Source organism: Deinococcus aestuarii, assembly GCF_018863415.1.
Lineage (GTDB): Bacteria > Deinococcota > Deinococci > Deinococcales > Deinococcaceae > Deinococcus > Deinococcus aestuarii.
Window position 1 is genome coordinate 1 of record NZ_JAHKSN010000036.1, and the last position, 25138, is coordinate 25138.

Here is a 25138-nt window from a genome sequence, read left to right on the forward strand (position 1 = left end):
TTCGTGTCCTCAAGGAGGTCTACCGACACCGCAGACGCCGCTTTGCTCTTCGTCTACACCTCATCGCCGCCCTCTGCAACCTCACCGTCGCCCGCTCAGCCTGACTTTCGCAGGAGGTCTATTCTTTTGGAAAGTTTCAAAGTCATCGGCTCCGGGAGGCCCTGGCTCAGGTCTCCTCCAGGGCCGCATCAAGTCCCAGGCCACGTGCGGCCGCGGCGGCCACCTGCTGCTGACGGCCCCGCACCCGCTGGGCATAGCGCAGGGTCATCTGGGGCGACCTGTGGCCGACCGTCGCCTGGATGTCCGAGAGGCTCAGGTTGCCGTCCTGCAGCGCCGCGGTGATGAACGCCGAGCGGATGGAGTGGAAGCGGCGGAAGGGAAGTCCGGCAGCCTCGAGCACCTGCGCCCAGTGCTTGCGGACGTTGCCCGGCTGCCACGGAGTCCCGTTCGCGGTGGGAAACAGCGGCTCGTAGGGGGCTGCCGGCGGGGACGCGGGGATCCAGCCAGCGGGCAGCGGCCGTGCGGCGCGGCGGCGGCTCGCCTCCTGCTGCTTGCGCCGGGTCTCCTCGGTCGTCTCCTGCCGCTGGCCCCACAGGGGCCCCGCGTCCGCGCGCGCCTGGGCCACCTGCCCGAGGTGCACCCTCATCACCCGCTGCGCGCTCACCGGGAGAGGGCACTGCCGGTGGGCGGCCGCAGTCTTCCCCTTGCCCCGGCCCCCGCCCCGCTTGGCGGTGCCCTCGATGCTCAGGGTGCCCGTCTGCGGATCGTAGTCCTCTAGGCGAGCCCCTACCAGCTCCCCGAGGCGCGCCCCGGTGGACAGGGCGACGATGACCAGGGCGTGAATCCGGCTGCCCCGCGCGGCCCGCACGATCCGGGCCACCTCCTCCTGGGTCCAGGCCTCGTCCTGAATCCGTGAGGGGACGGCTGGTGTCCTGAGGGTGTCGGCCGGGTTGGCCGCCAGGACCCCTTGGGCCACGGCGTCTCGCAGGGCGGTACGCAGCAGCCGGTGGCACTTGGCGACCGTGCTGGGAGCCCGCTGCTCGCGGGCGAGGTCCGCGAGCAGGTTCTGCACCTCCGTGGCCGTTATCTTCATGACGGGACGGTCACCAAGCTTGCTCTCGATGATGGTGATCAGCCACGCCCGGTTCACAGAGGTACTGTGCTCGCCCACCGGCTGACGCGCCGACCAGTGAGCCAGCAGCTGGCGTACGGTGAGGTCGCGGGCCTGCCGGGGCAGCCGCTGCGCTGCCTGGTAGTTGATGGCGCGCGCGGCCTCCAGGGCCTCCTCACGCGTGGCGCAGGTGCGCTGGAGGCGGTGGCGTCTGCCGTCCGGGTGGGGCGCGAGTTCGACAGTCAGCGCCCAGCGACCGTCCGCGCGCTCGACGATCGAGGGCAGACCGATCTTGCCACGCTGCTGTTTTGCTGGGGTGGCGGGCTTTCTTCGGGTAGGCGCTGCCTTCACAGGAACCGAGTCTCGGAGATGACCCGGCCGAACACGACCACCTCCTCCGGCGAGAGGAGGTCATCTCCAAGTACGAGGTGAGGAATGTTCTCCTTCGTAGTCACCGCAAGGGCGCGCTCGAAGTGGCTGGAAAACCCATCGCCCTGGCGCCGCCTGACGATGTAGTGGCGTCCTCCCTCCAGCGTCTGCTCGTCGTGATTCACGCGAATCACGACGAGATCCGTCGCCGGATGCTCCACTCCCCGTTGGACGTCCACACGGGTCTGCGAAAACCTGCCCTGCGCGTCGGGCAGAATGTAGAAGCGGGTGCCTGTGGACTTGGTAAGGATGACGGCCGAAATCAGAGGACGGGCGATCCAGGCATCGGCCACAGGCTGTTCCCGGACGTGCGTCGTCGCGGCCGGAGATGCCGTACCTGTTAGCTGACTCACTTCGTCTGGGGTTAGCGCCAGGGCAGTGACCAGCCCGGGGAGATGTCGGCTGCGCCCTACATGGGTGCGGCCAGATTCAAGGCCGCTGAGGTACTGGGTACTCGGCAGCGTGGTCTGTTCGACCACCTGTGCCAGGGTGAGGCCCAAGGCCACTCGGCGCTGTCGGATGAACTGGCCTGCTGCATGGGCGTCTAGCCCAAGTACAGTTGCGGATTTTTGTCCCATACTCATACAATAGCATAACTAATCTGATACAACACGATTATGGTGTTCGACCTCGCCCTCCTCGCGCGTCTGCCAGAGCTGATCACACGGCTGGAGCAGCAGCTGAACCAGATGCAGGGACCCACCCCCACTCAGGATCAGATCCTCCGAACACATGAGGCCGCGGCGCTGCTGAGCATCGGTGAGGCCGAGCTGCTGGCACTCGCCCGGTCGGGGCAGATCCCGTGCTGGCGCCTGGGCAACGGCTGGCGCTACTCACGCCGTCAGCTGATGGAGGCGTTCTATGCCCGCGCGCGGACCAACCTGCGCGCCGATGATCAGGCCGCCGACTAGCCCAGTGCTGGACCGGGTCACACACCATCTGCACCGGGCCTGGATGGCGCTGGGTCGCTGTGCTGGCGTGGTGATCGGCGCCCTGAGCCGCCTGACGAGTCGTGGTGCAGAGCAGCCCACCACCGAACTGGTGGTTGCGTCGCCTGTCGTCCAGCTGCCCCTCGCGCGCCCCGGGACCATTCGCCGACCAGAGCTCTCCCAGGGGCCCGCAGACCGACGTTTCCCCGACGATCGACTGCGACCCCGCAAGCGCCGGTCATGGGTACGCAGTGAGGCGCACGTGCGGCGCCTGCTGGCGCTCGGACCTTCCTGGCAACACGTGATCATGACGATCGATGGGCCAGACAGCAACCCGTACAACCCGCACACCGTGGCAGCGATTCGGGATTTCGTGCGCCAGATGTTCGGCAACGTCCCGCTCATAGGGAAGCTCGAACGCGGTGGGGGCGTGTGGGGTCGCCTGCACCTGCACCTCATGGTGCCCCCGGGCTCGTCTCCCACCGTGGGTGACTGCTGGGAGCACGTCACACCGGATGGCGTTCTCGTGCGGGCGCGTCGGCGGCGCCTGAGCCACCCTGTTGTGCGTGACGGCGACATCCGGGGACTGACCCGGCTCGCCGGCTACCTCCGCAAACCTGCACACGCCGGGTTCAAAGCGTTCAGGGCTCGCGGACCGCAGGATCCCAGGTACCTGGCCGCGCTGGACGCCGTGGTGGCTGGCCTGGCCATCAATCGGGGTCTGGGCCACCGTGGCCTCCCCCGCACCTTGTGGATGCAGAACCTGCCCCGGCAGCCCCCGACAGCCGCCCGGAAGCTTGTGGTGCGGGGGGCATCGGTGATACCGGGGTCAGCGTCACAGCTCAGCCCCAGGGTACGACCTGAGCCCGGCGCTCACGCCGCCCCTGGCCTGCAGCGTGGTGACGTGGCCGCTACACCAGCGGCAGAGGTCCTCACCCGTGGGGTGCAGCGGGAGGTGAGCGAGCGGGAATTGACCCGCGGCGTATTTGGGCAGTTGGCAGTCTGGCTCGGGCGGTGTTACCGCATGCTGTGGGCCCGCCTACTGGCTTCGGACTAACTGGCTGCACTCCCACGTTCTCCAAATCCGAGGGCACCGGGCCTGAGTCCGCCGATAGATCAGCTGCTACGGCTGCTGACACGCCCACTGCTGGCTGGCTCCTGAAAATGCTTCAGGCAGCGGCCGGGGCCTCGACATGCCGTGAGGTCTGTCCTGCTGTGAAGGCCGGGCAGAACACGGTGCTGGGTCATTCCGGCGCGCTGGTGACAGGTGGCGCAGTCTGCACCCAGTCTGGGGTCGGGTGCGGTCTTCCCCAGGGGAGGAGAGCCAGCGCGGTCTTCTGGAACGGAGCAGGAGCAGGAGGACCTGGATATGCCCTGGTGTCCGGAGAGAGGCAGAGATGCCCCCGGCGCAGGAGGCAGAATGGGCAGCCAAGAGATCACCAGCACATACGTCGTCCGTATCGACCGGGTGAGCTACCCCGGGGTCACGGCGGCCATCATGCAGGGAGACCTGCAGCGCAGTGACGAGGTCCACATCGGTATGCGGGGGGGCAGGGTGTATCGCCCCGCGCGGCCCCTGCTCGACGATCAGGCCCTGGTCCACGACCGCCTGATCCGGCTGGGGGCCCTGCACCTGGCCGGAGAGTTCCACCGCCTGCCCGAGCAGGAGTACGCCTCGCTCGTCACGGCCTCCCGGGGGGTCTACCGGCAGTACCCGGGGGCGCACCCCCTGATGACCCGGCTCCTCGCGCCCATGACGCCCGCCCAGGAGGCCGGGTGGCTGGGGGACGTGCGCGCCGCCGTCGCCGCGGGCCGCCAGCTGGCGACGGGCGTGGACCTCGTGGACGACCACTGGGTCACGTTGCCCTGGCTGCGCGTGGGGACCCGCCTGGTCAACCACACCGGCCAGTGGTTCCTCGTGCTGGCGTTCGACCAGGGCGCGCGCTGGACCCTGCCACGGGGAGTCGACGTGGTGGGCGCCGACATCGGGCTGTCCCCGCTGGTCACGGCGGTGGGTGGCCCGACCACGATCACCACGTGGGACGTCCGGGAGCCGGTCGTGCCGCCGGGCGAGCCCGCCGGGGTGGGGGAGTTTGCCGGGGTCCTGGGGTACGCCGCGGCGCGGGCCTCGATCGAGTTCGCGGGCCTGCAGATGCTGTCCACCGCCCGGGTTGTGGTGCTCGAGGACCTCGACTACGCAACCTTCGCGTCGCGTTTCCCCGGTCTGGCCCGGGGGCGGGCCGTCGCCGACTGGCACCAGGCCTGGATGCCCCAGCGGGCCTACGCCCGGGGCATCCGGGTGGTGCGCGTGCGCGCCGCGTACTCCAGCCGGGTGTGCAGTCTCTGCCAGCGCCACGTCCTGGGCACGCGAGTCGGCCCGCACTTCCATTGCGGCTGCGGGCACAGCATGGACGCGCACGTCAACGCGGCCCGCAACTTGGTCCGCCGCTACTGGGGCCAGGTGCGCCGGGGTCAGGGCCCCCGCGGACGGAGGCGCCGGTGATCGGCACCCCGACCGCCCGGGGGAGGGCCGCCGCCCGCGGTCTCCCTCCTCGTCCGGCCCTGACCGTGTATGACGGGCGTCACGCTCCGGCGAGGCCGGGACTGCCCTCCCTGGCCGGGCTGGTGGCCGTCCTGCCGACCGGGCTGCAGGCCCGCCCCTGGTTTCCCTGGGTGGCCCGCCCGCGTGCGGGGGGTGGCCTGGGCAAGGCGCCCGCCCTGCCGCGTCACGGCGAGCTGCGGCCGACCGACGCCCGGCGTGGTGGGCTGCCCCTGCCCGAGGCGCTTGAGCTGGCCGGGCGTTACGGGGCAGCGGGCATCGGTGTGAGCCTCACGCCCGGGTGCGGCCTGGTGGTGCTCGACCTCGACGACCTGTCCCATTCAGCCCGGGCGGCGCTTGATGGTGTCCCCGGCTACCTGGAGTGGTCGCCGTCCGGCGGCGGCCTGCACCTGTGGCTGCGGGGCGAGCTGCGGGCCAACCGGCGTAGGCGGGGCCTGGACCTCCTCGCCGCCGGGTACGTGACGGTGACGGGCCGCGGCCTGCCCGGTCGGCCGCCCCGGCTTGGGAGGTTGGAGCAGGCGAGGGAGGTGCTGGGGCCTCTGTGGCCCGCGGAGGTGTCGGAACCGTCGCCGCGGCCCATCGAGGGGCCTTCCCAGGACGATGACGCGCTTCTGGCGCGGCTGCTGGCGGCGCGCAACGGCGAGCGGGCCCGGGCGCTGCTGGATGGGGACACCTCGACCTACCCGTCGCGGAGCGAGGCGGATTTTGCCCTCGCCCGGATGCTGCGGTTCTATTCGCAGGACGCCGAGCAGATCATGCGCATTCTGCGGCGCAGCGGCCTGGCGCGCGACAAGTTCGACCAGGGCGAGTACCTCCGTTGCACGGTGGAGCGCGCCCTGCACCTGGGCGGGCCGGTGTGGCGGCCGGGTGGGAGCTGGGACACAGGAGGGGGGGCGGCCAGTTCCGCCGGGGCCTGCGCCTCCCGACCAGCCCGCACCACAGTGCCGGGCGGTGGCGTGTGATGGTGCGCCCACCGCTCAGCCGGGCCCACCGCCGCTTCCTGGGCCTGGTAGCGCCCGTGGACCAGTCGGGCGACTTCGTGCCCCTGCAACGGCTCGTCTTCGCGCCGGGGTGCCGGGAGATCCTCATTGCGCACCTGGCGACCGCTGGCGTGGCCCGCAGCGGCTTTCTGATTGGGCGCATCCAGGGGGAGACCCTGCACGTGCGGCTGGTCCTCCCCGCCGGGTACCCGGGCTACCTGCCCCCGGGGGACCCGCTCGCGATCGACGGGGCCTACGTGCTGGGGGCCGTCGACGCGGCCCGGATGAGCACGGGGGAGGACCTGGACTGGGTGGGCAGCTGGGTGATGCGCGCGGACGGGCTGGCGGCGGCTGAGTCGGCCGACCACGCCCTGTGGCGGCAGGCGAGGCACCGGGCGCTGGTCTCCCCCCAGGCAGTGCTGGTGACGGTTGGCCAGGGCCGGGAGCGCCTGGTGGTGCGGGCCTACGCTGAGGACGATGGGGTCCCGCTGCCGCTGGAGGTGGTGTGGGAGCACGGACGGGACCGCAGGTCGCCCTAAGCAGGGGTCAGGACGCCCGCCAGCAGTTCTGGGAGGAGCTCTATGCCGGGTACGAGCAGGCGTCCGAGGAGTATTTCGCGGAGCAACTGCGCGTGATCGAGGGCGTGGATAGCCAGTTGCTGGCGCACCTTCTGGCCCCCGGGTTCATCGACCGCCTCGAACACCGCATTCGCTGGGGCCAGCTCACCTTCAGCTGACAGTTCAACCTGTCCTGAAAGGAGTCAGCGATGACCGAGAACGGTGGAATGGCCAGCACCCCGAGCGGGCGGATCCTGCGGGTCCTGGCCCGGATGCACGCCCTGCCCGTCACGCCCGGGCACTACACGCTGGCCGCCGAGCTCTCGCAGGCGCAGACGGTGGCGGCGGTGCGGGCGTACCTGGGGGCTGGCGAGCAGGTGCACACGGTCCGGGTCCCGTGCGTGGGCTGGCCGGTCTACCGGGTGCGGGGGGAGGCGCTGTGGATCACCTACCTGGGCCTGGGGGACTGGTACGAGGCCGGCGACCCGCTGGAGGCCCTGCTCGTGGCGGCCGGTCGGCACACCGATCCCCTGACTGGCACCCTGAAGCCCCTGCACCCGAAGGAGGACCCATGACGCCAGGCCGTGTCACCCTGGAAGATCTGGAGCGCGCTGGCCTGCCCGTGCACCCTGGCTGCCACCTGCTGGCCGCCGAGCTGACCCCGGCGCAGGTGCGGGCGGCGGCCCGGGCGTTCGAGGCGGCAGACCAGGCGGCCTCCGCGGACCCAGGGGCGTTCTCGGCCTGGCGTGTGGTCTGGCTGGAGGAGCGGGAGGCGTTCGTGATTTACCTGGGGCGGGGCCAGTTTGCCCAGGACCGTGACGCCCTCGCGGCGCTGCTGCGCGCCGCCCTAGTGTGGTGCGACCCGGAGACCGGTGAGCTGGCGCCGCTGCGGGAGGGGGAGCCGTGAGCGACAGCGCGCAGGGTCCCGGGCGGGTCTTCCTCAGCGACTCTCTGGGCGATACCCTGGTGCCCGTGTGCAGGCAGGACGTGACGACACAGAACCTCAGGCTAGCGCCGGTGGTCGCGGTTCCCGTACGCGCCCTGCCGGTAGAGCCGCCCCAGCCCGAGCAGCGGGTGCTGGCGCAGGTGCTCGAGGACGGCTACCGGCAGCGCGTCGTGGGGCGCGCGCGACTGGCCGGCAACACTGGCGTGGCTGAAGGCACGTGGCGCTCCGCGCTGAGATCATGGGCGGCAGCCTGCTCAGGCTAACCCCCTCCCATGTACGACCGGTCGCCTCTGATTCCGTAAATAGCGAAACCCGCACATTGACGCGGGCTACAATCCATTCAGCATGACCTCACGGCTCCTCACGCCTCCTCCACTCCCCACCGCGGCGCAGGCTGTAGCGGCCGCCCCCATCAACGGCAAATCGAGCACCGTGCGCTACCTGGGCGCCAAGACGCGCGTCGTCCAGTTGATCCTCGACCTGGTTGGCCCTCCCGCCCCCGGCGCTTTCTTTGTCGATGCGTTCACTGGCACGGGGACGGTGGCCCGTGAGGCTGCCCAGCGGGGCTGGCACGTGCGCGTCAACGACACCCTGCACTGCGCGACCGTCATGGCGACGGCGGGCTGCCTGGCGGAAGCCGACGTGCCCTTCCAGGGCCTGGGGGGCTACATCAAAGCGCTGGAGGTCCTCAACGGTCTGGAAGAGGCGCAGGGGTTCATCTGGCGGGAGTACAGCCCCGCCTCTGCCGCCTTCGGCCCCGTCGAGCGCATGTACTTCACCGAGGCCAACGCTGGCAAGATCGACGCTGTGCGCCAGCAGGTGCACACGTGGCGGGCAGAGGGCACCATCACGGCGTGGGAGGAGGCGTTGCTGCTGGGTGATCTCATTGCGGCGACCAGCCGGGTGGCCAACATCGCGGGCACCTACGGCTGCTTCCTGCGGCGCTGGAACTCGAACTCGCTTCAGCCCCTCCAACTCCAGCCCCGGATGTTGCTGGGCAAGGCCGGTCGGCTGGAAGTTCACCATGGCGACGCCGCCCTGGTTCCGCAATCCGAACGGGACGTCGCCTACTTCGACCCCCCCTACACCAAGCGGCAGTACGCCGCGTACTACCACATTCTGGAGACCATCGCCCACGGCGACGAACCCGAAGTGGGCGGCGTGACCGGCCTGCGCCCCTGGCAGAACAAGGCCTCAGCGTACTGCTACAAGACCCAGGCCCTGGGCGCACTGACGCGGCTGATCGAACAGGCCCAAGCCCAGCGGGTTTTCCTGTCGTACAGCTCGGAAGGCCACGTGGCGCTGGACGCCCTGCGCCAGGCGCTGTCGTCCCTCGGAGAGCTGCGGGTGCATGAGCTCGGGGAGATCGGCCGCTACCGGCCCAACCAGCAGGCGAGCGACAACGCCGACGGCGTGCACGAGTACCTGCTGGAGCTGGACCGGAGGGGCCGATGAGCGCGCCTCGCCCCTACGAGCAGGAACTGCTCGCCCCCGCCGAACTGTGCCTGGAACGGCTGGCGGGCGAGGGGGCTGTCAGCCACGCGGAACGCATGGAGGTGCTGGAAGCCGCCGCCAGCCTGCTGGGCGGCTTCGACCTCGAGGGGTACCACGAGGCCATGCCACTGGGCCGAACCCTGGCCTCCGGCACCGCTCTGGCTCATGCCCGTAGGCTGGTCGAGGTGCTGCGGCAGCACGTCCCGATCCACCCCTCGCTGGCCCTGACCAGCTTGGCGCGCCCCCCGCTGAGCGCCGCGGAGCAGCGCAAGGCCGGCGCCTACTTCACCGACTTCCGGCTCGCCCAGTTCCTGGCGAGCCAGGTGGAAGGCGGCGTGGAGCAGAGTGTCGTGGACCTGGCCTCCGGCACCGGCATCCTGTTGGTCGCGCTGGGGCTGCACTTGAGCGCGGGAAACCCTGAAGCGCTGCGCCGCTTTGTTGCCCACAGCGTGCACGCTGCCGACCTGTCGGGGGAGGCGCTCCGGGGCGCGGCGCTCGCGCTCGCCTCGCTGACTTCGGACCTCGCGGCCATCCGCGCCATGGCTGGGCGCCTGCACCGCGGAGACAGTCTGCTGCTGGGCGAAGCGGGGTGGCGGCGGGTGGTGCCCGACGGCTTCCAGGTGCTGGTGGGCAATCCACCCTGGGAGAAGCTCAAGGTCACGCGGCACGAGCTGCTGCTGGCCGAGGGCATCCAGCGCCACTACGGGTCCGGGTACGTGGGCCAGGACCACGCCGCGCTGGAGCAGGAGCGCACGAAGATGGCGGTGTACGTCCGCACCCTGCGCGAGCTCTACACCCTCCAGGGCGATACCGAGGCTGACCTGTACAAGGCGTTCCTCGAGCTCTCCCTGCAACTCGCCCGCCCCGAGGGTCAGGTCGCCCTCCTCGTCCCGGCAGGCCTGATCCGCGCGCAGGGCACCGAGGACCTGCGCCAGCACCTGTTCGAGCGCTCAGCCTCGGTGGAGATGGCGGTCCTCGACAACAAGACCCGGTTCTTCGCCATCGACACGCGCTTCAAGTTCCTGGCCCTGCGCGCCTACCTGGCTGAGGGCAATCCGGTCCACGCCCTGACCCTGCACCACGCCCGGGGCCAGGGGGAGGGCGTCGAAGTCACCGACAGCGTCCACATCAACCTGGCCGACCTCCGCGCAGCTCGCCCTGACCTGTCGCCACCCGAGGTCCGCTCTGACGCGGAGTGGGCCACCTTCGCGCAGATGTATCGCGCCGCGCCCACGTTCGATGACCCCGGCGCCGGCTGGCAGCCCAAGATTGTGCGGGAAGTGGACATGACCCGCGACGAGGACGCTTTCGAGACCGAGCCCCGTCCCGGCTTGCTGCCGGTGATCGAGGGCCGCATGGTGCAGCAGCACCACTTTGGCGCCAAGGCGTACGTCTGCGGCACCGGACGCAGCGCGCTGTGGCGTCCCCAGGCCCCCTTTGCCTCCGAGGTGGTGCCCCAGTTCCGGATCTCGCCTCGGGCCCTGCGCTCAGCGATGCGCGCCCGGGTCTCCCTGGCCCGGGTGGGCTTCTGCGACATCGCCGGGCAGACCAACGAGCGGGCCATGATGGCCGCCCGGATTCCAGCCGATGTGGTGTGCGGCAACAAGGTGCCCACCGTGACCTTCGAGGGGGCGGTCGACGGACCCGAGATTCGCCCCGAGCTCTTCCTGGGCGTGATGAACAGCCTGCCCTTCGACTGGCTGCTGCGCCGGGTCCTCACCACCACCGTCAACTTCTTCATCCTGCTGGGTCTGCCGGTGCCAAGGCCAGAGGGCGTGGAAGCCGAGCGTGTGGCCGAACTGGTCCTGCAGCTCGAGGGTGAGACCGACCCCTGGCGCCGGGGCGAACTTCGGGCGGAGGTTGATGTGGCCGTGGCTGCACTCTATGGCCTGGGCTTCGACGCGCTGAGCTTGATGCTGGAGGACTTTCCGCTGCTGGACCGTGGTCAGCCCGCTCTTCCTGGGGAGGCAGGGTCGACCGTCACGCGGGACCTCATTCTCGCCACCGCAGCGCGGCGCTGGGAAGTAAGGTGTGGGCAGCACGCCGAGCGCGTCCAGCGCGCCCGCCTGCTCGGGGCACTTGCGTACGTGCCCGCCGAGCACGCGGGCGCCTACCGCGCGCGGCTGCCCGAGACCACTCATGCCTGATCCTGTCTTTCCTTACACAAAGCCCGCCGAGACCGCCCGCATCGTCTTCGTGGAGTTCACCGAAGCCGACGCGAAGAAGGTGCTCAACCAGTCCAACACGGCCACGACCGGTGGTGGTGCCCGTGACCTTCGCTTCCCCTACAAGCCCCTGGAGAGCGTTCTGGCCCGCCTGTTCCCCACCGTGAAGCAGGAGCCCCGGCGGGGCACGACGGGGATGGAGCTCAAGCCCATCCGCTACGGCACGCTCAACTACCAGACGGCCAGCGGGTGGGCGCAGGTCGATCTCCGGGTGGAGCCGCCCACCCCTTCCCGCAAGAGCGAGGGGCGCATCCCGACCTTGCACAGCATCCCGCCCTTTCAGCACTTCATCAGTCAGCTTCCGGCCGAGTGGAAGGACACCTACCTCGTCGTGTTCATCCAGCGCGAGGACGGGCAGGTCGACCTCTACTTCGCGAGCGATGCCGAGATCAGGGGGTGGCACGCGGACGTAGCCACGCCCCTGCTCACCGCCGTGGCGAACCGCAAAGGGCAGAAGCGCGTGGTGGGCTACATCGACTATGAGCGCCGGGAGGCCAGGCTGTGACCGCAGGCCCCCCACTGCCCTCGGCGCATGCCCAGCGCGTCCTCGAGCTGCTACGCGACCACCGCAACGTTATCCTGCTGGGACCTCCTGGCACCGGGAAGTCCACACTTCTGGCCGAGGTCGGTCTGTTGTTCGAGGCCACGGCGGGACTGGCCGGCGGGCCGCCGAAGTACGCCCCTGGCCGTGTCCCCTTTCCCCCGCACACGACGCCAGCCCTCCCAACCTGGATGCCCAGTCCGGCCCGCGGCGACCGCAAGGTCTTCTCCACGACATTTGACCAGACCACCGTCTACCGCGACTTCATGCGTGGGGTGGCCGCCCGGGTCAACGGCCCTGCGAGCGGCGTCGCGCTCCAGGTCACGAAGGGCACGCTCTACCGCGCGAACGAGCACGCGAAGGAGAAGGATGGGGCCTCCCTGGTGATTGTGGACGAGATCAACCGCGGCCCCGCCGTCAAAATCTTTGGCAGCACTATTGCGGCCATAGAAGGCGACAAGCGCCTGGGCCCCGACGGGCAGAAGGTGCTGGGCAGGACGCTGGAGTTCGAGCTCCTCGACGACGAGGGGAAGCAGCAACCCTACGCGCTGGCCCACGACCTCTACCTGCTCGCGGTGATGAACCTTGCCGACGCCTCGGTCGAACCGCTCGATGCGGCGTTCCTGCGGCGCTTCGTGCCCTACCGCCTGGAACCCGACCGTGGGGTGCTGCTCGACCACTTCGGTCTCTCCAGCCTGCCCGCGGCGCTGCCTGACCCGGCCGTGACGGCAGGGGACGTGTATGCCGCCGTGGTCCTGGCGTGGGAAGCGGTCAACGGGCGCCTGGCGCTGGGGCGCGGCGACGACTTCCGCATGGGGCATGGTGTGTTCCTGGGGAGCAATGTGCCCGTCCCGGGCGTCGGTGATCCCATGGAAGCGGGCGTGGCTTACGTCCGGGCCGGCTGGGACCGGCTGATGGGCCACATTGATGAGATGTTCTACGGCAACGTCGCCGGGGTCGCGGCCGCGCTCAACGTCGGTGGGAGCTCCACGGTGAAGCACCCCTTTCGCCTCGAGCGCACGACCTTCGCCGGGCAGTCGGTGTCCCGGCTGGTGCGCAGCCCCCTGGACGATTCCCAGGACTTCTACCGCCTCCTGCGCGCGGTGGCGGCCCCGTCCCACCCGTGACCACACCCGGCGCAGCCGAGCGGTTGACCCTGGCGGAGTACGGGTGGGCCCCCGACTTCGTGGGGACCCTGGCCGAGCGTCTGGGAACAGGAGCCGCGGAGGCCGTAGCGGTGCTGCACGAGTTGGACGAGCGCTTGGTGAAGCTGCTAGGGGTGGAAGAGGGCCTGATCGACATTCGTGGCCGTGACGTGCGGGTGCACGACTGCGCCGGCATCCTGCGTGTGGCCCCAGGAGTCGAAGTGGAGGTCGTGCCCAAGTTCCTCAGCGCCGACACGCGCTGGCATGAGGACTTCTTGCTTTTCGCCACCCTAGCCGAGAACGGCCGGGTGCTCCCCTCCGAGGCGCTAGCCAGCGGCGTGGGGGAGCGTGGGGACCTCGCGACCTTTATCGCGCAGACCATGCTGGGCATGTTCTGGCCCCACCAGCGGCGGCCGTTGCGGCAGTATCGCCGCCGCGTTTGGCACGAATTCTCCCTGGACGGCGAGTTCGACTCCGAGACCCTCCTGCTGCCCACCGAGGACGGCTTCCGGCTGGAGGGCAGCTTCTTTGAGCGCACCAACGGGTACAACGCCACGATCTGGGCCGCCTTCCGGGCGCTGCTCCCCGAGGTGGCCGACCCCGAAGTGAGCGCGCAGATGCGCCGTGCGATCAGTGCCCTGTCTCCCCAGGACCTGCGGGCTGTCGACGCACGTCCCCGCCTGCTGCCCAGCCGCCACCGGCACTGGCAGCCCCTGTTCGATCTGGCTGGGCAGGTCCTGCGCGGCTACGGTGTCGGCTACAGCGGCGCGGCCTTTGAGGCGCCCGGCTTCGTCCTGCAGACTTGGCGCACCTGGCAGAGCGTGGCTCTGGCTGCCCTCAGGCAAGGGCTCCCCGAGCACCTGGTGGATGACCAGGCATCCTTCCAGCTGGGCCTGCGCAACGGTCGCGCCCTGAACGTGAAGCCCGATATCAGCGTGATGACCGCAGCTTCCGCGGCGATGTTGCTGGACGCAAAGTACAAGACTCGAATCGACCGGTCCACCCGCATCGTCGAGGCTGACGTCTACGAGTCTCTCGCCTTCATGCGGGCCGCGGGAGCCAGCACGCTGATCCTTCTTTACCCTAGGCAGGAAGGGGTGCCAGTGCGACCTGCAGGCGAGTGCGAGGTCTTCGAGACCATCCTAATCGCTGACCAGACCATCCTGGGGGTCGCTGTGGAATGCCGGGGGGTCAGTGGCCAGGGCTTCGACGCCTTCGCCCAACGTCTCGCCGGGTTCGTGCGGCGTCGCCTTGCCTCGACTGCCCAAGGGGCAGGCGCGTCGGAACTCGGGCTTGCAAGCAGTTGAAGGGTCCTGAGTCCGGACGCCCAAGCAGGTGGAGCCCGCAGAGCACCTCGTGTGACTGCTGCTGGAAAGTGACACGTTGTGCGTTCGGGCGCGGGTGCACACAGGGGGGCAGTCCGCGCTGGGGGACTTCCAGGGCGAGCTGGCCAAAGTCGCAGCGCGGGGCCAGACCACGTACAGCAAGATGGCGCTGCAGGTACTGGGCAACCGGAAGAAGAAGGAGGCGCTGGCGGCGGCGCTGCTGAACCTGGTGTGTGACGGGCTGCGGACACACACCGAGACGGCCGAGAAATGAGACAGGAGAGGGCGGGGGACTTCGGTCCCCCGCCCTCTCCTGCTGATGTCAGCTCAGTGACGGTGGCGGCGGGAGGCACCAGAGGAACTCGCCTCTTCCGCAAGCGGGAAGGCGAGCAGGGCTGCGCGGCCGCCGTGAGCCTGCCAGAGCGGGAACACGGGGCTCCAGGGGTCCTCCAGCCAGAAGCCCACGAACCAGCAGGGCACCGGGACCCGGTCCTCGGGCCGCGCCGGGCGCTCCCGGCCGCGGTCGTCGGCGCGCCGATCGGGGTGGTCGCGGCGGATCTCGACCAGCCGCCTGGTGCCGCTCGCGCAGAAGCGTTCCCGCATCGCCTGCCCCGTGCGCCGCTCGAGCAGCCGCAGCGCCTGCGCCCCGTCCAGTTGCAGCTCGGGGCGCTGCAGCGCCGGGTGGTCGTAGACCGGCACCACGCAGGGCAGCTTCAACATCCCCACCAGGTCGTCGAGCGCGACCCGGCGTCCCCAGGAGTCGAAGTGGACGAGGTCGTACTGCCCCTGCAGCGTGCTGCCCAGCGGCTGACCCGCGCGCACCATCCGGGTGTAGTGCTGCCCAAGCGCCTCCTGGTAAGCCTCGCGGCTGGGATGGTCCTCGGGATTCACCTCGGGCGTGTGCCGCGCGGGCAACTGCAGGCGGCCGACCTCACGCATCGCCCGGCGAAGCCGCTGAACGTCATCGACTGTCAGGGCCTCGGGTGTGGTCAGGGGCAGCCGGGCCAGGTCGGCCGTGTGGGCGCTTGCCCCGGGCGCCGGGTCCTCCAGCAAGGCCTGAACGCGGGCGCGGTGGAACTCGGGGTGCGCGCGGGCGTCCTGGAGCAGCACGAGGTAGTCGGTGAGCTGGCGCAGCCGCTCGACGTCGCCGTCACCGATCGCCGCCTGCCCCGCCCGGTGCTGGATGCCGGCGAGGTCCTGCAGAATCTGCTCCCCGTGCCGGGTGCCGGCCAGGAGGTATTCGGCCCCGGCGCGCAGCCGCTCGATCATCTCGCGCGTGTCCTCGAACGTGCCGCCGACCAGCCGGTGGACCCGCAGGGCGATGCCCGCCTGGCCCTCGGCGAGCTTCTCCATCCGCCGTTCGGTGATGCCGGAGACCTGCCGCAGGCAGGTGAGCCCCGCGCGCACCTCGCCGTCCCCCGTGTCGATCCTCACCTGCCGCTCCGCCTGGTGGGGGCGGTCGCACAGGTCGCACGCCTCGCGCGAGGCGAAGAGCGTGAAGCTGGTGACGCGGTACGGGCTGTCCTGGACGACGCGGCCCTTGCTGCGCCGCGCCTGAAAGGGAACGTTGACCTGGGCCTGCCGGAGCGCTTGGGCGTTCTCTGCCATCGGTCCTCCTCGGGTGAATGGGGTCAGGTCGGGCGGGGCGGCCGACGGGCCGCCCCGCGGCGTCTTCAGGCGGGCACGGTCAGGCTCACGGCGCCGACGTGGGCAACGGTGATGGTCCGGCCCTGCAGGCCCTTCTCCTTCATGGGCACCCAGGTGCGGGCGGCGCGCAGCTCCTGGTCGTCGGCGACGAGGCGCGCGGCCCGGCTCGGTCCCGCCTTCACGGTGACGCGTGCGCCAAACTGCGCCCTGAGCTTCTCCCAGTCGTCGGTCACCTGCGCGAGCTCGGCGGTGACGCGCAGGCCGGGGACGCGCCCCAGCGCGCGGGCGTAGGCGTGGGTGCCCTGCCCGGTGAGGTCCCAGCCGACCACGTGCAGCCGTCGCTGGGCCCCCTCCACGAGGTCCCGCGCCCGGCGCCGGGCGTCCTCCTCGAGCATCGCCCCCTCGGCGTACACCTCCCAGAGCGGGGGCTGCCCCGCGGGGGCCGGACCGAGGTCAAGCAGCTCCGGCCAGTCCACCCGGGCGGCCAGGGCGTCCAGCTCTTCCGAGGGCTGCCCGCCGCGGTCGAGGAGGACGTTACGCCAGACGCGGGCGTCCAGGTCGAGCAGGGCGTGAGCCCCGTGCGTGACCATGCGCTGCTCGAGGCGGTCCGCGCTCACGTCCGTGACGATGGCATCCCTCTCGCGCCACTCCCGCTGGCCGTTCACGAAGTCCTGCACCCGGGCCACGGTCACCTCGGGCTGCGCGCCGTGGCGCAGGTCGGCGTGGCGACGGCCGGTGTGGCGGACGCGGGTGGCGTCCACGACCGTCCCCGCGGGGTCGACGAGCAGCTTGAGGGTCTCCCGGCAGCGGGTGGGGGCGCGGCCCAGGGTGAGGGCGTCCTGCCCCGGCGCGGTGAGCTGCAGGGCGCCCCCGGCCGTCTCCAGCAGGCCGAGTTCCAGCTGGCGGTACAGCACGTCCATCGCGAAGGCCGGCTGCTCAACCCCCAGAACCCGCTGGACGTCGGCCGCCGTGCGGACGCCGGCGCCCACGGCGGCGAGGACGGCCTTCGCCTGCGGCGGGAGCGTCTCCTGCAGGCTCAGCTCCACGTCGCCCACCCACAGCCAGTACGGTACGCGGACCTTCGTTCTGGCGATCGTCACGGTCTCGGGTCGGTGTTGCACGCACAACCTCCTGCTGGTAGGCCGCCGGAAGCGGCGGGAAGAGAGACGCCACGGCCCGGAGCTGCCCCGAGCCCAGGCTCGCCTCGCGGTCGCCGATCACCACGAGCAGCCGCTTGGCGCGAGAGAACGCCACATTCAGGCGCTGCGGGTCGGCGACAAAGGGGCTGGCGGTGAGGGGGCGGCCGCTGGCGTAGACGATCACGTCGCGCTCCTGCCCCTGGAAGGCGTCCACGGTGTTGACGACGACCTCCAGGTGCCGCAGGGAGAGGCCCTGCAGGGTGCGCCGCACCTCGCGCACGTGCGCCCGGTAGGCGCAGATCACGGCGACGGTCAGGGGCTGTGCGGGGGGCCGCCGCCGGGCGAGGTCGCCGTCGAGGCGCTCCAACAGCCGCCGGGCCCCCTGCGCCTGCTCCGGGTTGCGCCAGCTCGTGCCGTCCTTGACCGCCCGGCCCGGCAGGTCCAGCCAGAAGGCGCGGGCCTTGCCGCCCAGGCCGTCGGCGTTCAGGGTGCGGTCGCGCAGCGGCCCGGTCGCCAGCCGTCCCCCGTAGAACGCGCGGCTGACGATGGCGGCGATCGAGGGATGCATCCGGTACTGGGTGTCCAGGGTGTGGGTGAGCGCCTCGGGGAGCCCGGGCCTCGCGGCCCCGGGCACGCCGGTGAAGAGCTCCTCGAACAGCGAGCGCTTCACGTCCCGCTCGTCGTAGCCGGCGTCGCGCAGCTGCTCGCGCCGCAGGTCCTCGAGGTGAGGGGGGAGCTGCTTGTGGTCGCCGACGAGGATGACGCGCGTGCCGCGCAGCATCGCGACGAGCAACTCCGGCAGCGTGGCCCGGGCCGCCTCGTCCACGATCACCAGATCGAAGGCGTCGAGATCGTCGAGGCGCCGCAGCAGGCGCGGCAGGCGCATCAGGGTGGCCCCGTAGACGTTCACCGCGCGCAGGTACTCGTCCTCGACCGCCTGGGTCTTCACCTGCTGGCGCCACTCCCCCAGCGCGGGGTGACCCGCGGCGCGGCTGCGCACGCGGACCCCGTCCGCCCAGGCGGTGAACTCCGGGGACTGGGCCTCGGTGCGGTCGTCGCGGTAGGTCAGGAAGTCGCGGGGAAGCCGGACACGCCGGTCCCGGCGCAGCTCGTCGAGCCGGGTGAAGACGTTGGAGACCGCCGCGCGCGACTGGGAGGTGACCAGGATGCGCACCCGGGGGTTGCGGGCGATCTCGTGCAGGATCAGCTCGGTGATCGTGGTCGTCTTGCCCGCGCCAGGCGGGCCCTGCAGGGTAAACAGGTCGGGCGCGGCGAGCATCCGCCCGATCAGGGCCCCGACCTCGTCCGCGGGCTGCAGGTCCTGGTAGAGGGCCGCGACCGGGGTGGGGTCGCCTACCCCCGCGCGCGCGGGGTCGACGAGCACCCAGGGCAGGCGCGGGTTGGCGGCGCGTCCCTCGCGCAGGTCGCGCATCGCGCGGGTGGCGCGGTCGAGCAGCGTCTGGCGGCCCCAGTCGATCAGCTCAAGCTCGCCGTGGTCGGGCAGCTCCGCCCGGCGCTCGAGGGCGACCCGCAGGTCGTCACCGTCCCAGGCGGTGCCCCGGCCGACGGGGTGGCCGTCCCGGCGCAGCGAGACCTCGTCCGCCTCCCGGAAGGCGTCGCGCCAGGCGCGGCCCAGGGCCGGGCCGTCCTCGTCGTTCCAGCGGGTGGCGTGGGCGAGGCGCAGGGTCGCGTGGTCCCCGTCGCCCTCGTCGACGCGCTCGTAGCGGACGCGCAGGTGCAATCGCGCCTCGATCTCCTCGCGCTCGCGCCCGAGCACGAACTGCCCCACCTCGTAGCCCTGCCAGGCCTCCACCCGCTGGTCCAGCCGCTCGGGTGGGACGGCCGCGTCCAGGGTCTGCCAGATGTAGCGGCTGCTGGCGTGCTCGTCGAAGCGCACGCACAGCTCGCTGAGCTTGCCCACGTCGCGCGGATCGGGCTGGGCACGCTCCACGCCGGCCACGAACAGGTCGCCCGCGCGGTGGGCGGCGCGGCTGGGCAGCAGGTAGAGGCGCAGGTTCGGCGTGAACAGCTCGTAGCGGCGGGGCTTGTCGGGGGCGGGCGGCAGCTTGCGGCCGCGCAGGCGCCCGGAGAACTCCGCCTCGAAGGCCGTGGCGCTCATCCCCAGGACGCCCAGGGTCTCGCGCAGCTTCCCGTGGTGGAAGTCCAGGCCGTAGTCCTGCAGCAGCGGCAGCGCCAGGGCGTCCAGGGCCTTTTCAAGGGCGGCGACGGCCGCGACGCGCCGGGAGGGGTCGTCGGCGTCGAGTTCGGCGAGGGCGCCGAGGACCTCCCTGGACACCTCGTGGAGCGCCCCAGGCTCCTCCTGCCAGGTGAGCAGTTGCGGGACCAGGCGCTTCAGGGCCCGCAGATCGCCCCGCCGGGTAGGGAAGGGCCGCCCGGGCTCGGGGAGGCGCAGCATGGCCGCGCCCAGGCCGACCAGGCGGAGTTCCTGCCGGTCGGCGCTCAGCGTGAGGTGCGCGTGGTCGAGGTGGCCGTGCACCAGGCCGTGGGCGTGGGCCGCGCGCAGCGACCGGACCAGGCGCAGCGTCTGCTCGGCGCGCCACGCGCGAGCGGTGCCCGGCCGCTCGCGGAAGACCGAGTCTGCCGGGAAGCCGGTGGCGAGGGGGGCGTAGGTGAGTCGGGCCAGCCCGTCCTCGCCGATCTCGACGTCCTCAAGGTCGGCGAGGACGGGGGACGCCGCGGCGAGCAGGCGCTCGCGCAGCAGGTCCGCGGCGTGCTGGCGCAGCGGGCGGAGGGCGGGGGCACCGGGCAGCTCGATGAAGTGCCGGGTGGCGAGCTCGCGGGGGCGCTGCCCGACGGCCAGCAGGTAAGCGTCGGTGTGGCGGAGCTCGCGTTGGGTGGCGAAGCGGGGATGCGGCGTCGGTTCGATGGGAACCTCCCTGACCAGCAGGCGGCTGGCGCGGTCATGGGCGGACGTGCGGACGCGGGACGGTGCTTTCTCTCTCGGCTCCTTGAAGGTGGCGGAGGCAGGAGACTCATCTCCGGAGCCCGGTAGACCGGGCGCCTTCTACGCCAGTGGGCATCATGGCTCACGCTTCTAACCCTTGTCAAATGAAGCGGTGGGGTAGGCTATTTTGCCTGCAACAGAAAATGTCGCCCCACTACGGTAGAGGACACTCGAAGTGAACCTGGGGGCTGCCCTGCGATCCTGCTCCTCGGGGTGAGTCAGAAGGTGGGCCGCGGCGCAGGGCTCCCGCAGCACTTCTTGAACTTCCGCCCACTCCCGCAGGGGCAGGGCTGGTTGCGCCCCACCCGCGCCGCGCGGGGCAGGACCACGGCGGCGAGGCGTGACGCAAGGGGCTGCAGTTCGTCCGGGTCCGCTGCAGCGACGTCGGCTTGGGTCAGGAAGGTGGGCGTGACGCCAGCGACCTGTTGGGCGCCGTCGAGCGTCACGCGCAGGAGATGCCGTTCGGCATCTCCTGCGACGCGCATCGTCGCCAGGGCGTACTTCCGGCACTCGGCCGTGTCGTCGGACCCGGCGGGGCGCGCGAACAGCGTGAGGGGACGGTCGCCCCCGACACCCACCCCCGTGCGCCCCTGCGTCAGCGAGTGCAGCCGTCCCTCGAGCCCCGCCCGCACATCGAACGGGAGGTCGAGGAGGTACTTGCCCGCGCGGACGTGCTCCGGTGCGGTCGAGGCCGCGAGCGCGGTCACGATCTCGCCGAACAGCGGCGGCAGGTGCTGCCCGGGCCGGGCTGCGCCGGGCAGGCCGCGGTAGTACGCGTCGAAGTCGTCCGTGACGCCGGCGATGAAGATCCGGTCGGCCCGGGACTCGCGCGCGTACTTCCCGGCGTAACGGTTCTCGCGGAAGTACAGCGCGAGGTGGTGAAGCTCGTCGTGCACCTGCAACACCGGCACACGCTGCGCCGCTGCCCGCTGGTCGAGGAAGTGCAGGAACTGCACCGGGTGGGCGACGAGGTCGCGCGTGATCCACAGGTCGCCGAAGTTGACGATCCAGGCGGGGTGGTCCTGCCCGACCCGCAGCACCGTCTGCCCCTGCGGGTTCGCGGTGACGTCGCCCACGTAGTCGAGGGTGACTGCGACGACGTAAGGCCGGTCGAAGTCGGTCGCCTTCAGCGTGCCGATCGAATTGCGGTGCTGGTCTCGCAGGACGACCTCACCCGTGCGCGCCAACTCCTTCAAGAAGCGCGCCGCCTGGTCCACCGGGTCAGCGGTGACCCGGCCCATGGCGTTGAGGTAGCCGGAGAGCCTCTCACTCGGCGCGCGGTGCGACGCGCGGCCGCCCTTGACTTCGACGAGCACCAGGTGGCGGGCGTACAGGAGGTACCCGTCGGCCTCGGCGAAACGCGTCTCACCGCTCGCCTCGTCGAGGTACTCGTAGTAGTAGGCCCCCTGCCGGGTGGCGCCCGGCAGGAGCTCCTCCAGCACGTCGAGGGCGGCCTGCTCGGTGTCCTGTTGCTGCTGCTTTTCCCAGCGCTTCTCGAGCCCCTGATTCCCCCCGGTCACGGCCTCGCGCAGGTTGTGGTAGATGTGGTCGAAGAACGTCGCGGTCTCGAAGGCGTAGTAGCGTTTCCCCAACCTCAGGAATGGCCGCGACATGACGGGCAGCCGCTGGTCCGGCCACCCGGGATGGTTCCCGGAGAAGAACTCGGGCGCCTCTCCGGGGGCGAGCGCGAGGCGGGAGATCAGGGCTTCAGGCAGGCCGGTGACGGCCAGCACGTCGAAGGGCGCACCACTGGTGGCACGCGCGGTGAAGACCACCGGATCAGGAGGCGTCAGGGGATTGACACCCAGCTCTTGGCTGATCTGGTCCGCCAGTTCCTCGGGGGTGGGGTACGGCCCGTCGTCCCCGGCCGCCTCCCGCATGCCGATCTCCTCCACGGCGGCCATGTAGCGGCGCATCCACTCCTCCCGGAGCCCGGACGTCCCGTCGTCGAAAGCCCCACCGCTCAGCGAGGCGTTCAGCTTCTCCAGGCCCGCGACGATCTCTTCCGCCCCCATGCCGAACATCCGCTCGAACTGGGCACTGTGGCCGGTGAGAAACCGGCGCAGGAACTCGAAGTCGTGCTGGATGTAGCGTTGGCCGCGCACCGCCAGCCAGCGCATGTGCTGCTGGGTTCGCAGCGAGTCCAGCGGCTGGCTGTACTTCTGCATGTCCTGCCGGCGGGCCGCCGTGCCCGTGACGGCATACTCCAGGGTCAGCTTGACGTACAGCTTCTCGACGAGTCCAACAAGTTCCTTGAAGGTCTCGCCGATGATCTCAGCGCTGCCCGTGGGCTGTGTGCCGACGATGACGCTCTGGACGTACTCGGGCAGCCGCAGGGCCACCACATCGTCGGTCCAGGCCTGACTCTCCAGGAGCTTGCCCGCGCGCACGCCTCCCATGTAGAGGTGGCACTTGGCGAGAAGGTCGAGCGGCGCGTGGGCACGCACGCTGTCGGCGATCCGGTCGACGAGGGCTTGGACCTCGCGCTCGACGGTGCCGTGCTGCTCCGCCAGCCAGCGGTGGTGCGTCTCGGGGTTGAAGGGCTGAGGTCGCTTTTTCTTACGCCTGGCCATGTCGGCCATCGTAGTGTGCGCCTGCGTGCGCCCCCGTGGTCAGGCCCGCTTCAGGGCCGTTGCCCGCGCCAAGAGCGCCCGGGCTCGCCGACGGCCGTCGAAGGACCCGACACCGAGGAAGCTCCCCAGGGCGAGGCTGAAGGGCACGACCAGCAGGGGCAGCGTCCATGCGCCCGTGACCTTCTGCACCCCGGCATAGGTTCCCAGCAGCAGGGCGCCCAGGCCGACGATGCCTCCGACACGCGCGGGTCCCAGCAGGGTGTTCGCGTAACGGTCGACGGCCTCGAGCTGGGCATCGTACTCGGCCAGGACGTACTCCAATGCTCTGAGGTCGAAGACCTGCAATCGCTGGGCGACCAGCGCCTCGCGGGCGCTCCGCTCCACCAGCGCCGTGTGCGCCTCGGGGTCAGCGGTGCTGGTCAGGCGCTGGTACTCCACGCGGTAGGCGACCAGCCGCGCGAGGAAGAGCCCCAGCACCGCGACGCCCACCGACACCACGGTGTGGTCCGGGGCCTCGACATTCACGAGGATGTAGGCGGTGGCTGTAGTCAGGAGCAAGGCGACGTCCAATAGCAGGGGTACGCTCGCCGTGAGGCGCCAGAAGGGGTGGCGCTGGCGGCCGCGCAGCAAGGGTGGGCGTGAGGGTTTCAGGAGGGCGTGAATGTCGCGCACCTGCGTGAAGATGTCCATGGACACGTCAGAACCCTACCCGAGGAGGGATCACACCGCCCTATCTGCGGCCAAGCACAGGTGCTGGGGCAGGTGAGCTACAGCCCGTCCCTCGAGGTCGGTGGGCTTGCTCGGGGCGAGGGAGGATCCGACCCTGGCCGAACGTCCCCGAACACCAAGGGGAGTCAGTGCTCGAGGACGTGGCCGTAGGGCACGTCCTCCGTCCCGCACTCCGGGCACTCCAACTCGGTCATCCTCTGCAGCAGCACGTTCGCCAGCGGCGCCTTTCCCGCGCAAGACCACGACCGACCCGAAAGACAGAAGGAACAAGCAGGCGGTGGCATGGGCGGTTCTGGACAGCTTAGGTTGATGCCTCGCCCCAGGCTGGCCCAGTTCTTCCGCACCAGCACCACACGAACGCACAACTGTTTCCCCCGGAGGTCCACATGATAGCCAGCGGCAGCATCCCGTCCCTGAACGCCCGTCCGGTCCTGGAGAGGCTGCAACACCTCATCGATCTGGTCGAGGGCAGCAGCATTCTGAACGTCACGGCCGTAACGGTCGACCTGCTGACCACCACAGGCCGGTCCATGGGTGCCGGCACGCCAGAGCTTCAGGTGCTCGCCATCCCCAGGGACCTCCCAGGCGGCGAGCTGGTCTGTGCGGACACCCAGCGCCTGACCTTCACCCTGAAGCGCTCGACTGCCTTCCCGAATCCGGCGGACACCGACGGGCAGCTTCAGCAGGCCGCGGAGGTCATCACCGCTGGGCTGCGTGCCCTGGCGCCTCTCCGGGATGAGTTCACGACCACCGCGAGGATGGAGTTCCAGTTCGAGCTCACCGACGAGGGAAAGTTCGACTTCTTCATCCGGCCCGGGGCCAGGGCGCTGGATGCTCATCGCCTCACCCTGGCGGTGAAATTCAGGTCTCAGCCGACCACGCCCCCTGACGGTCGTGGGCCTGATTCGGCTGGAGACCCTACCAGAGCGGAAACCCAGGGGCGAGCCGCCAACATCGTTCGCAGGTACAGCCGGCGCTGAGCTGGGTCCACCGCCGCACGCTGCGCCGCGCCATGTCCGCCCAGACCGGGGCGTGGGTGGAGTGTCCGCCACTCACCGCCGCACACCATGCGCCGCCGGCACGCGCCGGGGGTACCGCGCCCGCCGGCCTGGCCGGCCGCCCGGAGGGCGTCATTCGTGGGTCCGGGAGGCGCCGCCACGCCCTGTCCGCCGCGGCCTGCCCCCGGCACCATGGGCGGGAGAGATGACCCGCGCCGGGGCCCGGCGCGACGTGGCCCGGGGGCCGCTCGCCCGGCAGGGAGGCTGCCGCCAGTGCGCCGCCCTAGAGCCACCCACGTGGTCCTGCACCTGCTTGACTCCTCCTTAGGGGTGTATGCGGAGGTGCCTGCACGTTCCCTTCCCGCCCTGTGGGCGCTGCGGGCGGCTCTTGCACGCTGAGGCAGAACGTAGCCTGATTGACATTTCATGGGGTAGGTGTGCACGCGGTGTGAGCAGCCCCAGCGCTCTCATGGTGGCGAGGCGGCGGGAGGGAAGAGGCGCACCTGGCGCGGGCTGGTTGTGTGGTGCATGAAGGCAGCCAACTTCAACTGTCCTGAACTTCCCTGCTGGCGCTCACCCTCTACCACCACGCTCTCAGCCCCTGCCGCCCTGCTCGTGTGCCCCTCGCTCCCTGCGCCTGCCCGAGCGCAGCTCGGGCGCCGACGACGCGAGCGGCCAGTGCCTGTTCCAGGGCGGCGGCCATCTCGCGCCCAGGCGCGAGATGGCCGCCCAGCACCGCCGCCCAGCACCGCCGCCCAGCACCGCCGCCCAGCACCGCCGCCCAGCACCGCCGCCCAGCACCGCCGCCCAGCACCGCCGCCCAGCACCGCCGCCCAGCACCGCCG

At 70.9% G+C, this 25138-nt stretch carries 23 protein-coding genes; 15 read left to right on the forward strand and 8 right to left on the reverse strand.

The window, feature by feature from the left end:
- Positions 1-166: 166 nt before the first annotated feature.
- A complete protein-coding gene (locus IC605_RS23845; RefSeq protein WP_216329693.1) occupies positions 167-1462 on the reverse strand; it encodes a tyrosine-type recombinase/integrase in 1296 nt (431 codons plus the stop codon).
- Complete coding sequence (locus tag IC605_RS23850; protein WP_216329695.1) at positions 1459-2124, reverse strand: helix-turn-helix domain-containing protein; 666 nt, start codon at positions 2122-2124, stop codon at positions 1459-1461. The genes IC605_RS23845 and IC605_RS23850 overlap by 4 nt, the downstream gene beginning before the upstream one ends.
- A gap of 33 nt (positions 2125-2157) precedes the next feature.
- Here IC605_RS23850 and IC605_RS23855 point away from each other — a divergent pair, with 33 nt between their 5' ends.
- The 13 genes from IC605_RS23855 (at position 2158) to IC605_RS23915 (ending at position 14224) form a co-directional block, all read left to right on the forward strand.
- On the forward strand, positions 2158-2451 hold the full coding sequence (locus tag IC605_RS23855) for a helix-turn-helix domain-containing protein (protein WP_216329697.1): 294 nt from the start codon (positions 2158-2160) through the stop codon (positions 2449-2451).
- A 1438-nt stretch (positions 2452-3889) separates the two neighbouring features.
- Entirely contained in the window at positions 3890-4972 is a 1083-nt protein-coding gene (locus IC605_RS23860) for a zinc ribbon domain-containing protein (protein ID WP_216329699.1), read from the forward strand.
- Positions 4969-5991 carry a phage NrS-1 polymerase family protein gene (locus IC605_RS23865; RefSeq protein WP_216329701.1) on the forward strand — a complete coding sequence of 341 codons (1023 nt, stop codon included), beginning with the start codon at positions 4969-4971 and terminating at the stop codon, positions 5989-5991. Before IC605_RS23860 ends, IC605_RS23865 begins: the two co-directional genes overlap by 4 nt.
- Positions 5991-6548, forward strand: coding sequence for a hypothetical protein (locus tag IC605_RS23870; RefSeq protein ID WP_216329703.1), 558 nt, complete (start codon positions 5991-5993; stop codon positions 6546-6548). The genes IC605_RS23865 and IC605_RS23870 overlap by 1 nt, the downstream gene beginning before the upstream one ends.
- Positions 6515-6745, forward strand: coding sequence for a hypothetical protein (locus tag IC605_RS23875; RefSeq protein WP_216329705.1), 231 nt, complete (start codon positions 6515-6517; stop codon positions 6743-6745). Before IC605_RS23870 ends, IC605_RS23875 begins: the two co-directional genes overlap by 34 nt.
- Before the next feature lie 30 nt (positions 6746-6775).
- Entirely contained in the window at positions 6776-7141 is a 366-nt protein-coding gene (locus IC605_RS23880; protein ID WP_216329707.1) for a hypothetical protein, read from the forward strand.
- Positions 7138-7473 carry a hypothetical protein gene (locus tag IC605_RS23885; RefSeq protein WP_216329709.1) on the forward strand — a complete coding sequence of 112 codons (336 nt, stop codon included), beginning with the start codon at positions 7138-7140 and terminating at the stop codon, positions 7471-7473. Before IC605_RS23880 ends, IC605_RS23885 begins: the two co-directional genes overlap by 4 nt.
- A complete protein-coding gene (locus IC605_RS23890) occupies positions 7470-7775 on the forward strand; it encodes a hypothetical protein (protein WP_216329711.1) in 306 nt (101 codons plus the stop codon). The genes IC605_RS23885 and IC605_RS23890 overlap by 4 nt, the downstream gene beginning before the upstream one ends.
- Before the next feature lie 82 nt (positions 7776-7857).
- The gene (locus IC605_RS23895) at positions 7858-8967 is read left to right on the forward strand and encodes a DNA adenine methylase (RefSeq protein WP_216329713.1); all 1110 of its coding nucleotides are present in this window, start codon (positions 7858-7860) and stop codon (positions 8965-8967) included.
- Positions 8964-11153 (forward strand): Eco57I restriction-modification methylase domain-containing protein, encoded by a 2190-nt coding sequence (locus IC605_RS23900; protein WP_216329715.1) that lies wholly within the window; start codon positions 8964-8966, stop codon positions 11151-11153. The genes IC605_RS23895 and IC605_RS23900 overlap by 4 nt, the downstream gene beginning before the upstream one ends.
- A complete protein-coding gene (locus tag IC605_RS23905; RefSeq protein ID WP_216329717.1) occupies positions 11146-11736 on the forward strand; it encodes a hypothetical protein in 591 nt (196 codons plus the stop codon). Before IC605_RS23900 ends, IC605_RS23905 begins: the two co-directional genes overlap by 8 nt.
- A gap of 227 nt (positions 11737-11963) precedes the next feature.
- Entirely contained in the window at positions 11964-12899 is a 936-nt protein-coding gene (locus IC605_RS23910) for an AAA family ATPase (RefSeq protein WP_216329720.1), read from the forward strand.
- Complete coding sequence (locus tag IC605_RS23915; RefSeq protein WP_216329721.1) at positions 12896-14224, forward strand: McrC family protein; 1329 nt, start codon at positions 12896-12898, stop codon at positions 14222-14224. Before IC605_RS23910 ends, IC605_RS23915 begins: the two co-directional genes overlap by 4 nt.
- Positions 14225-14569: 345 nt before the next feature.
- Here the strand turns inward: IC605_RS23915 and IC605_RS23920 are convergent, their stop codons facing one another.
- From IC605_RS23920 to IC605_RS25495, 3 genes are all read right to left on the reverse strand, one after another.
- Positions 14570-15850, reverse strand: coding sequence for a hypothetical protein (locus IC605_RS23920; protein WP_216329723.1), 1281 nt, complete (start codon positions 15848-15850; stop codon positions 14570-14572).
- A gap of 65 nt (positions 15851-15915) precedes the next feature.
- Positions 15916-16935 carry a hypothetical protein gene (locus IC605_RS23925; RefSeq protein ID WP_216329725.1) on the reverse strand — a complete coding sequence of 340 codons (1020 nt, stop codon included), beginning with the start codon at positions 16933-16935 and terminating at the stop codon, positions 15916-15918.
- Positions 16826-19525 carry a DEAD/DEAH box helicase gene (locus tag IC605_RS25495; RefSeq protein WP_216329727.1) on the reverse strand — a complete coding sequence of 900 codons (2700 nt, stop codon included), beginning with the start codon at positions 19523-19525 and terminating at the stop codon, positions 16826-16828. Before IC605_RS25495 ends, IC605_RS23925 begins: the two co-directional genes overlap by 110 nt.
- Between IC605_RS25495 and IC605_RS23935 the strand changes: the two genes are divergently transcribed.
- Complete coding sequence (locus IC605_RS23935; protein WP_216329729.1) at positions 19505-20041, forward strand: hypothetical protein; 537 nt, start codon at positions 19505-19507, stop codon at positions 20039-20041. The genes IC605_RS25495 and IC605_RS23935 overlap by 21 nt on opposite strands.
- Before the next feature lie 170 nt (positions 20042-20211).
- Here IC605_RS23935 and IC605_RS23940 read toward each other — a convergent pair whose 3' ends face one another.
- Together IC605_RS23940 and IC605_RS24960 are read right to left on the reverse strand one after the other, a co-directional pair.
- Positions 20212-22566: a YecA family protein gene (locus tag IC605_RS23940; protein ID WP_216329731.1), complete on the reverse strand. Its 2355-nt coding sequence runs from the start codon at positions 22564-22566 to the stop codon at positions 20212-20214.
- A gap of 39 nt (positions 22567-22605) precedes the next feature.
- The gene (locus IC605_RS24960) at positions 22606-23262 is read right to left on the reverse strand and encodes a hypothetical protein (RefSeq protein WP_246581248.1); all 657 of its coding nucleotides are present in this window, start codon (positions 23260-23262) and stop codon (positions 22606-22608) included.
- A 419-nt stretch (positions 23263-23681) separates the two neighbouring features.
- On the opposite strand from IC605_RS24960, the gene IC605_RS23950 reads away from it, so the two are divergent.
- Entirely contained in the window at positions 23682-24275 is a 594-nt protein-coding gene (locus tag IC605_RS23950) for a hypothetical protein (RefSeq protein ID WP_216329733.1), read from the forward strand.
- A gap of 598 nt (positions 24276-24873) precedes the next feature.
- Here IC605_RS23950 and IC605_RS23955 read toward each other — a convergent pair.
- Positions 24874-25138, reverse strand: a 265-nt coding sequence (locus IC605_RS23955) for a hypothetical protein (RefSeq protein ID WP_216329735.1), incomplete at its 5' end; no start/stop codon positions are given.

Excerpts from the sequence above, each read along its gene's own strand:
- IC605_RS23920 (WP_216329723.1), bottom strand. The coding sequence starts at position 15,850 with ATGGCAGAGAACGCCCAAGCGCTCCGGCAGGCCCAGGTCAACGTTCCC.
- IC605_RS23880 (WP_216329707.1), top strand. The coding sequence starts at position 6,776 with ATGACCGAGAACGGTGGAATGGCCAGCACCCCGAGCGGGCGGATCCTG.
- IC605_RS23870 (WP_216329703.1), top strand. The coding sequence starts at position 5,991 with ATGGTGCGCCCACCGCTCAGCCGGGCCCACCGCCGCTTCCTGGGCCTG.
- IC605_RS23895 (WP_216329713.1), top strand. The coding sequence starts at position 7,858 with ATGACCTCACGGCTCCTCACGCCTCCTCCACTCCCCACCGCGGCGCAG.
- IC605_RS23900 (WP_216329715.1), top strand. The coding sequence starts at position 8,964 with ATGAGCGCGCCTCGCCCCTACGAGCAGGAACTGCTCGCCCCCGCCGAA.
- IC605_RS23905 (WP_216329717.1), top strand. The coding sequence starts at position 11,146 with ATGCCTGATCCTGTCTTTCCTTACACAAAGCCCGCCGAGACCGCCCGC.
- IC605_RS23885 (WP_216329709.1), top strand. The coding sequence starts at position 7,138 with ATGACGCCAGGCCGTGTCACCCTGGAAGATCTGGAGCGCGCTGGCCTG.
- IC605_RS23860 (WP_216329699.1), top strand. The coding sequence starts at position 3,890 with ATGGGCAGCCAAGAGATCACCAGCACATACGTCGTCCGTATCGACCGG.
- IC605_RS23855 (WP_216329697.1), top strand. The coding sequence starts at position 2,158 with ATGGTGTTCGACCTCGCCCTCCTCGCGCGTCTGCCAGAGCTGATCACA.
- IC605_RS23850 (WP_216329695.1), bottom strand. The coding sequence starts at position 2,124 with ATGAGTATGGGACAAAAATCCGCAACTGTACTTGGGCTAGACGCCCAT.
- IC605_RS23910 (WP_216329720.1), top strand. The coding sequence starts at position 11,964 with ATGCCCAGTCCGGCCCGCGGCGACCGCAAGGTCTTCTCCACGACATTT.
- IC605_RS23940 (WP_216329731.1), bottom strand. The coding sequence starts at position 22,566 with ATGGCCAGGCGTAAGAAAAAGCGACCTCAGCCCTTCAACCCCGAGACG.
- IC605_RS23950 (WP_216329733.1), top strand. The coding sequence starts at position 23,682 with ATGATAGCCAGCGGCAGCATCCCGTCCCTGAACGCCCGTCCGGTCCTG.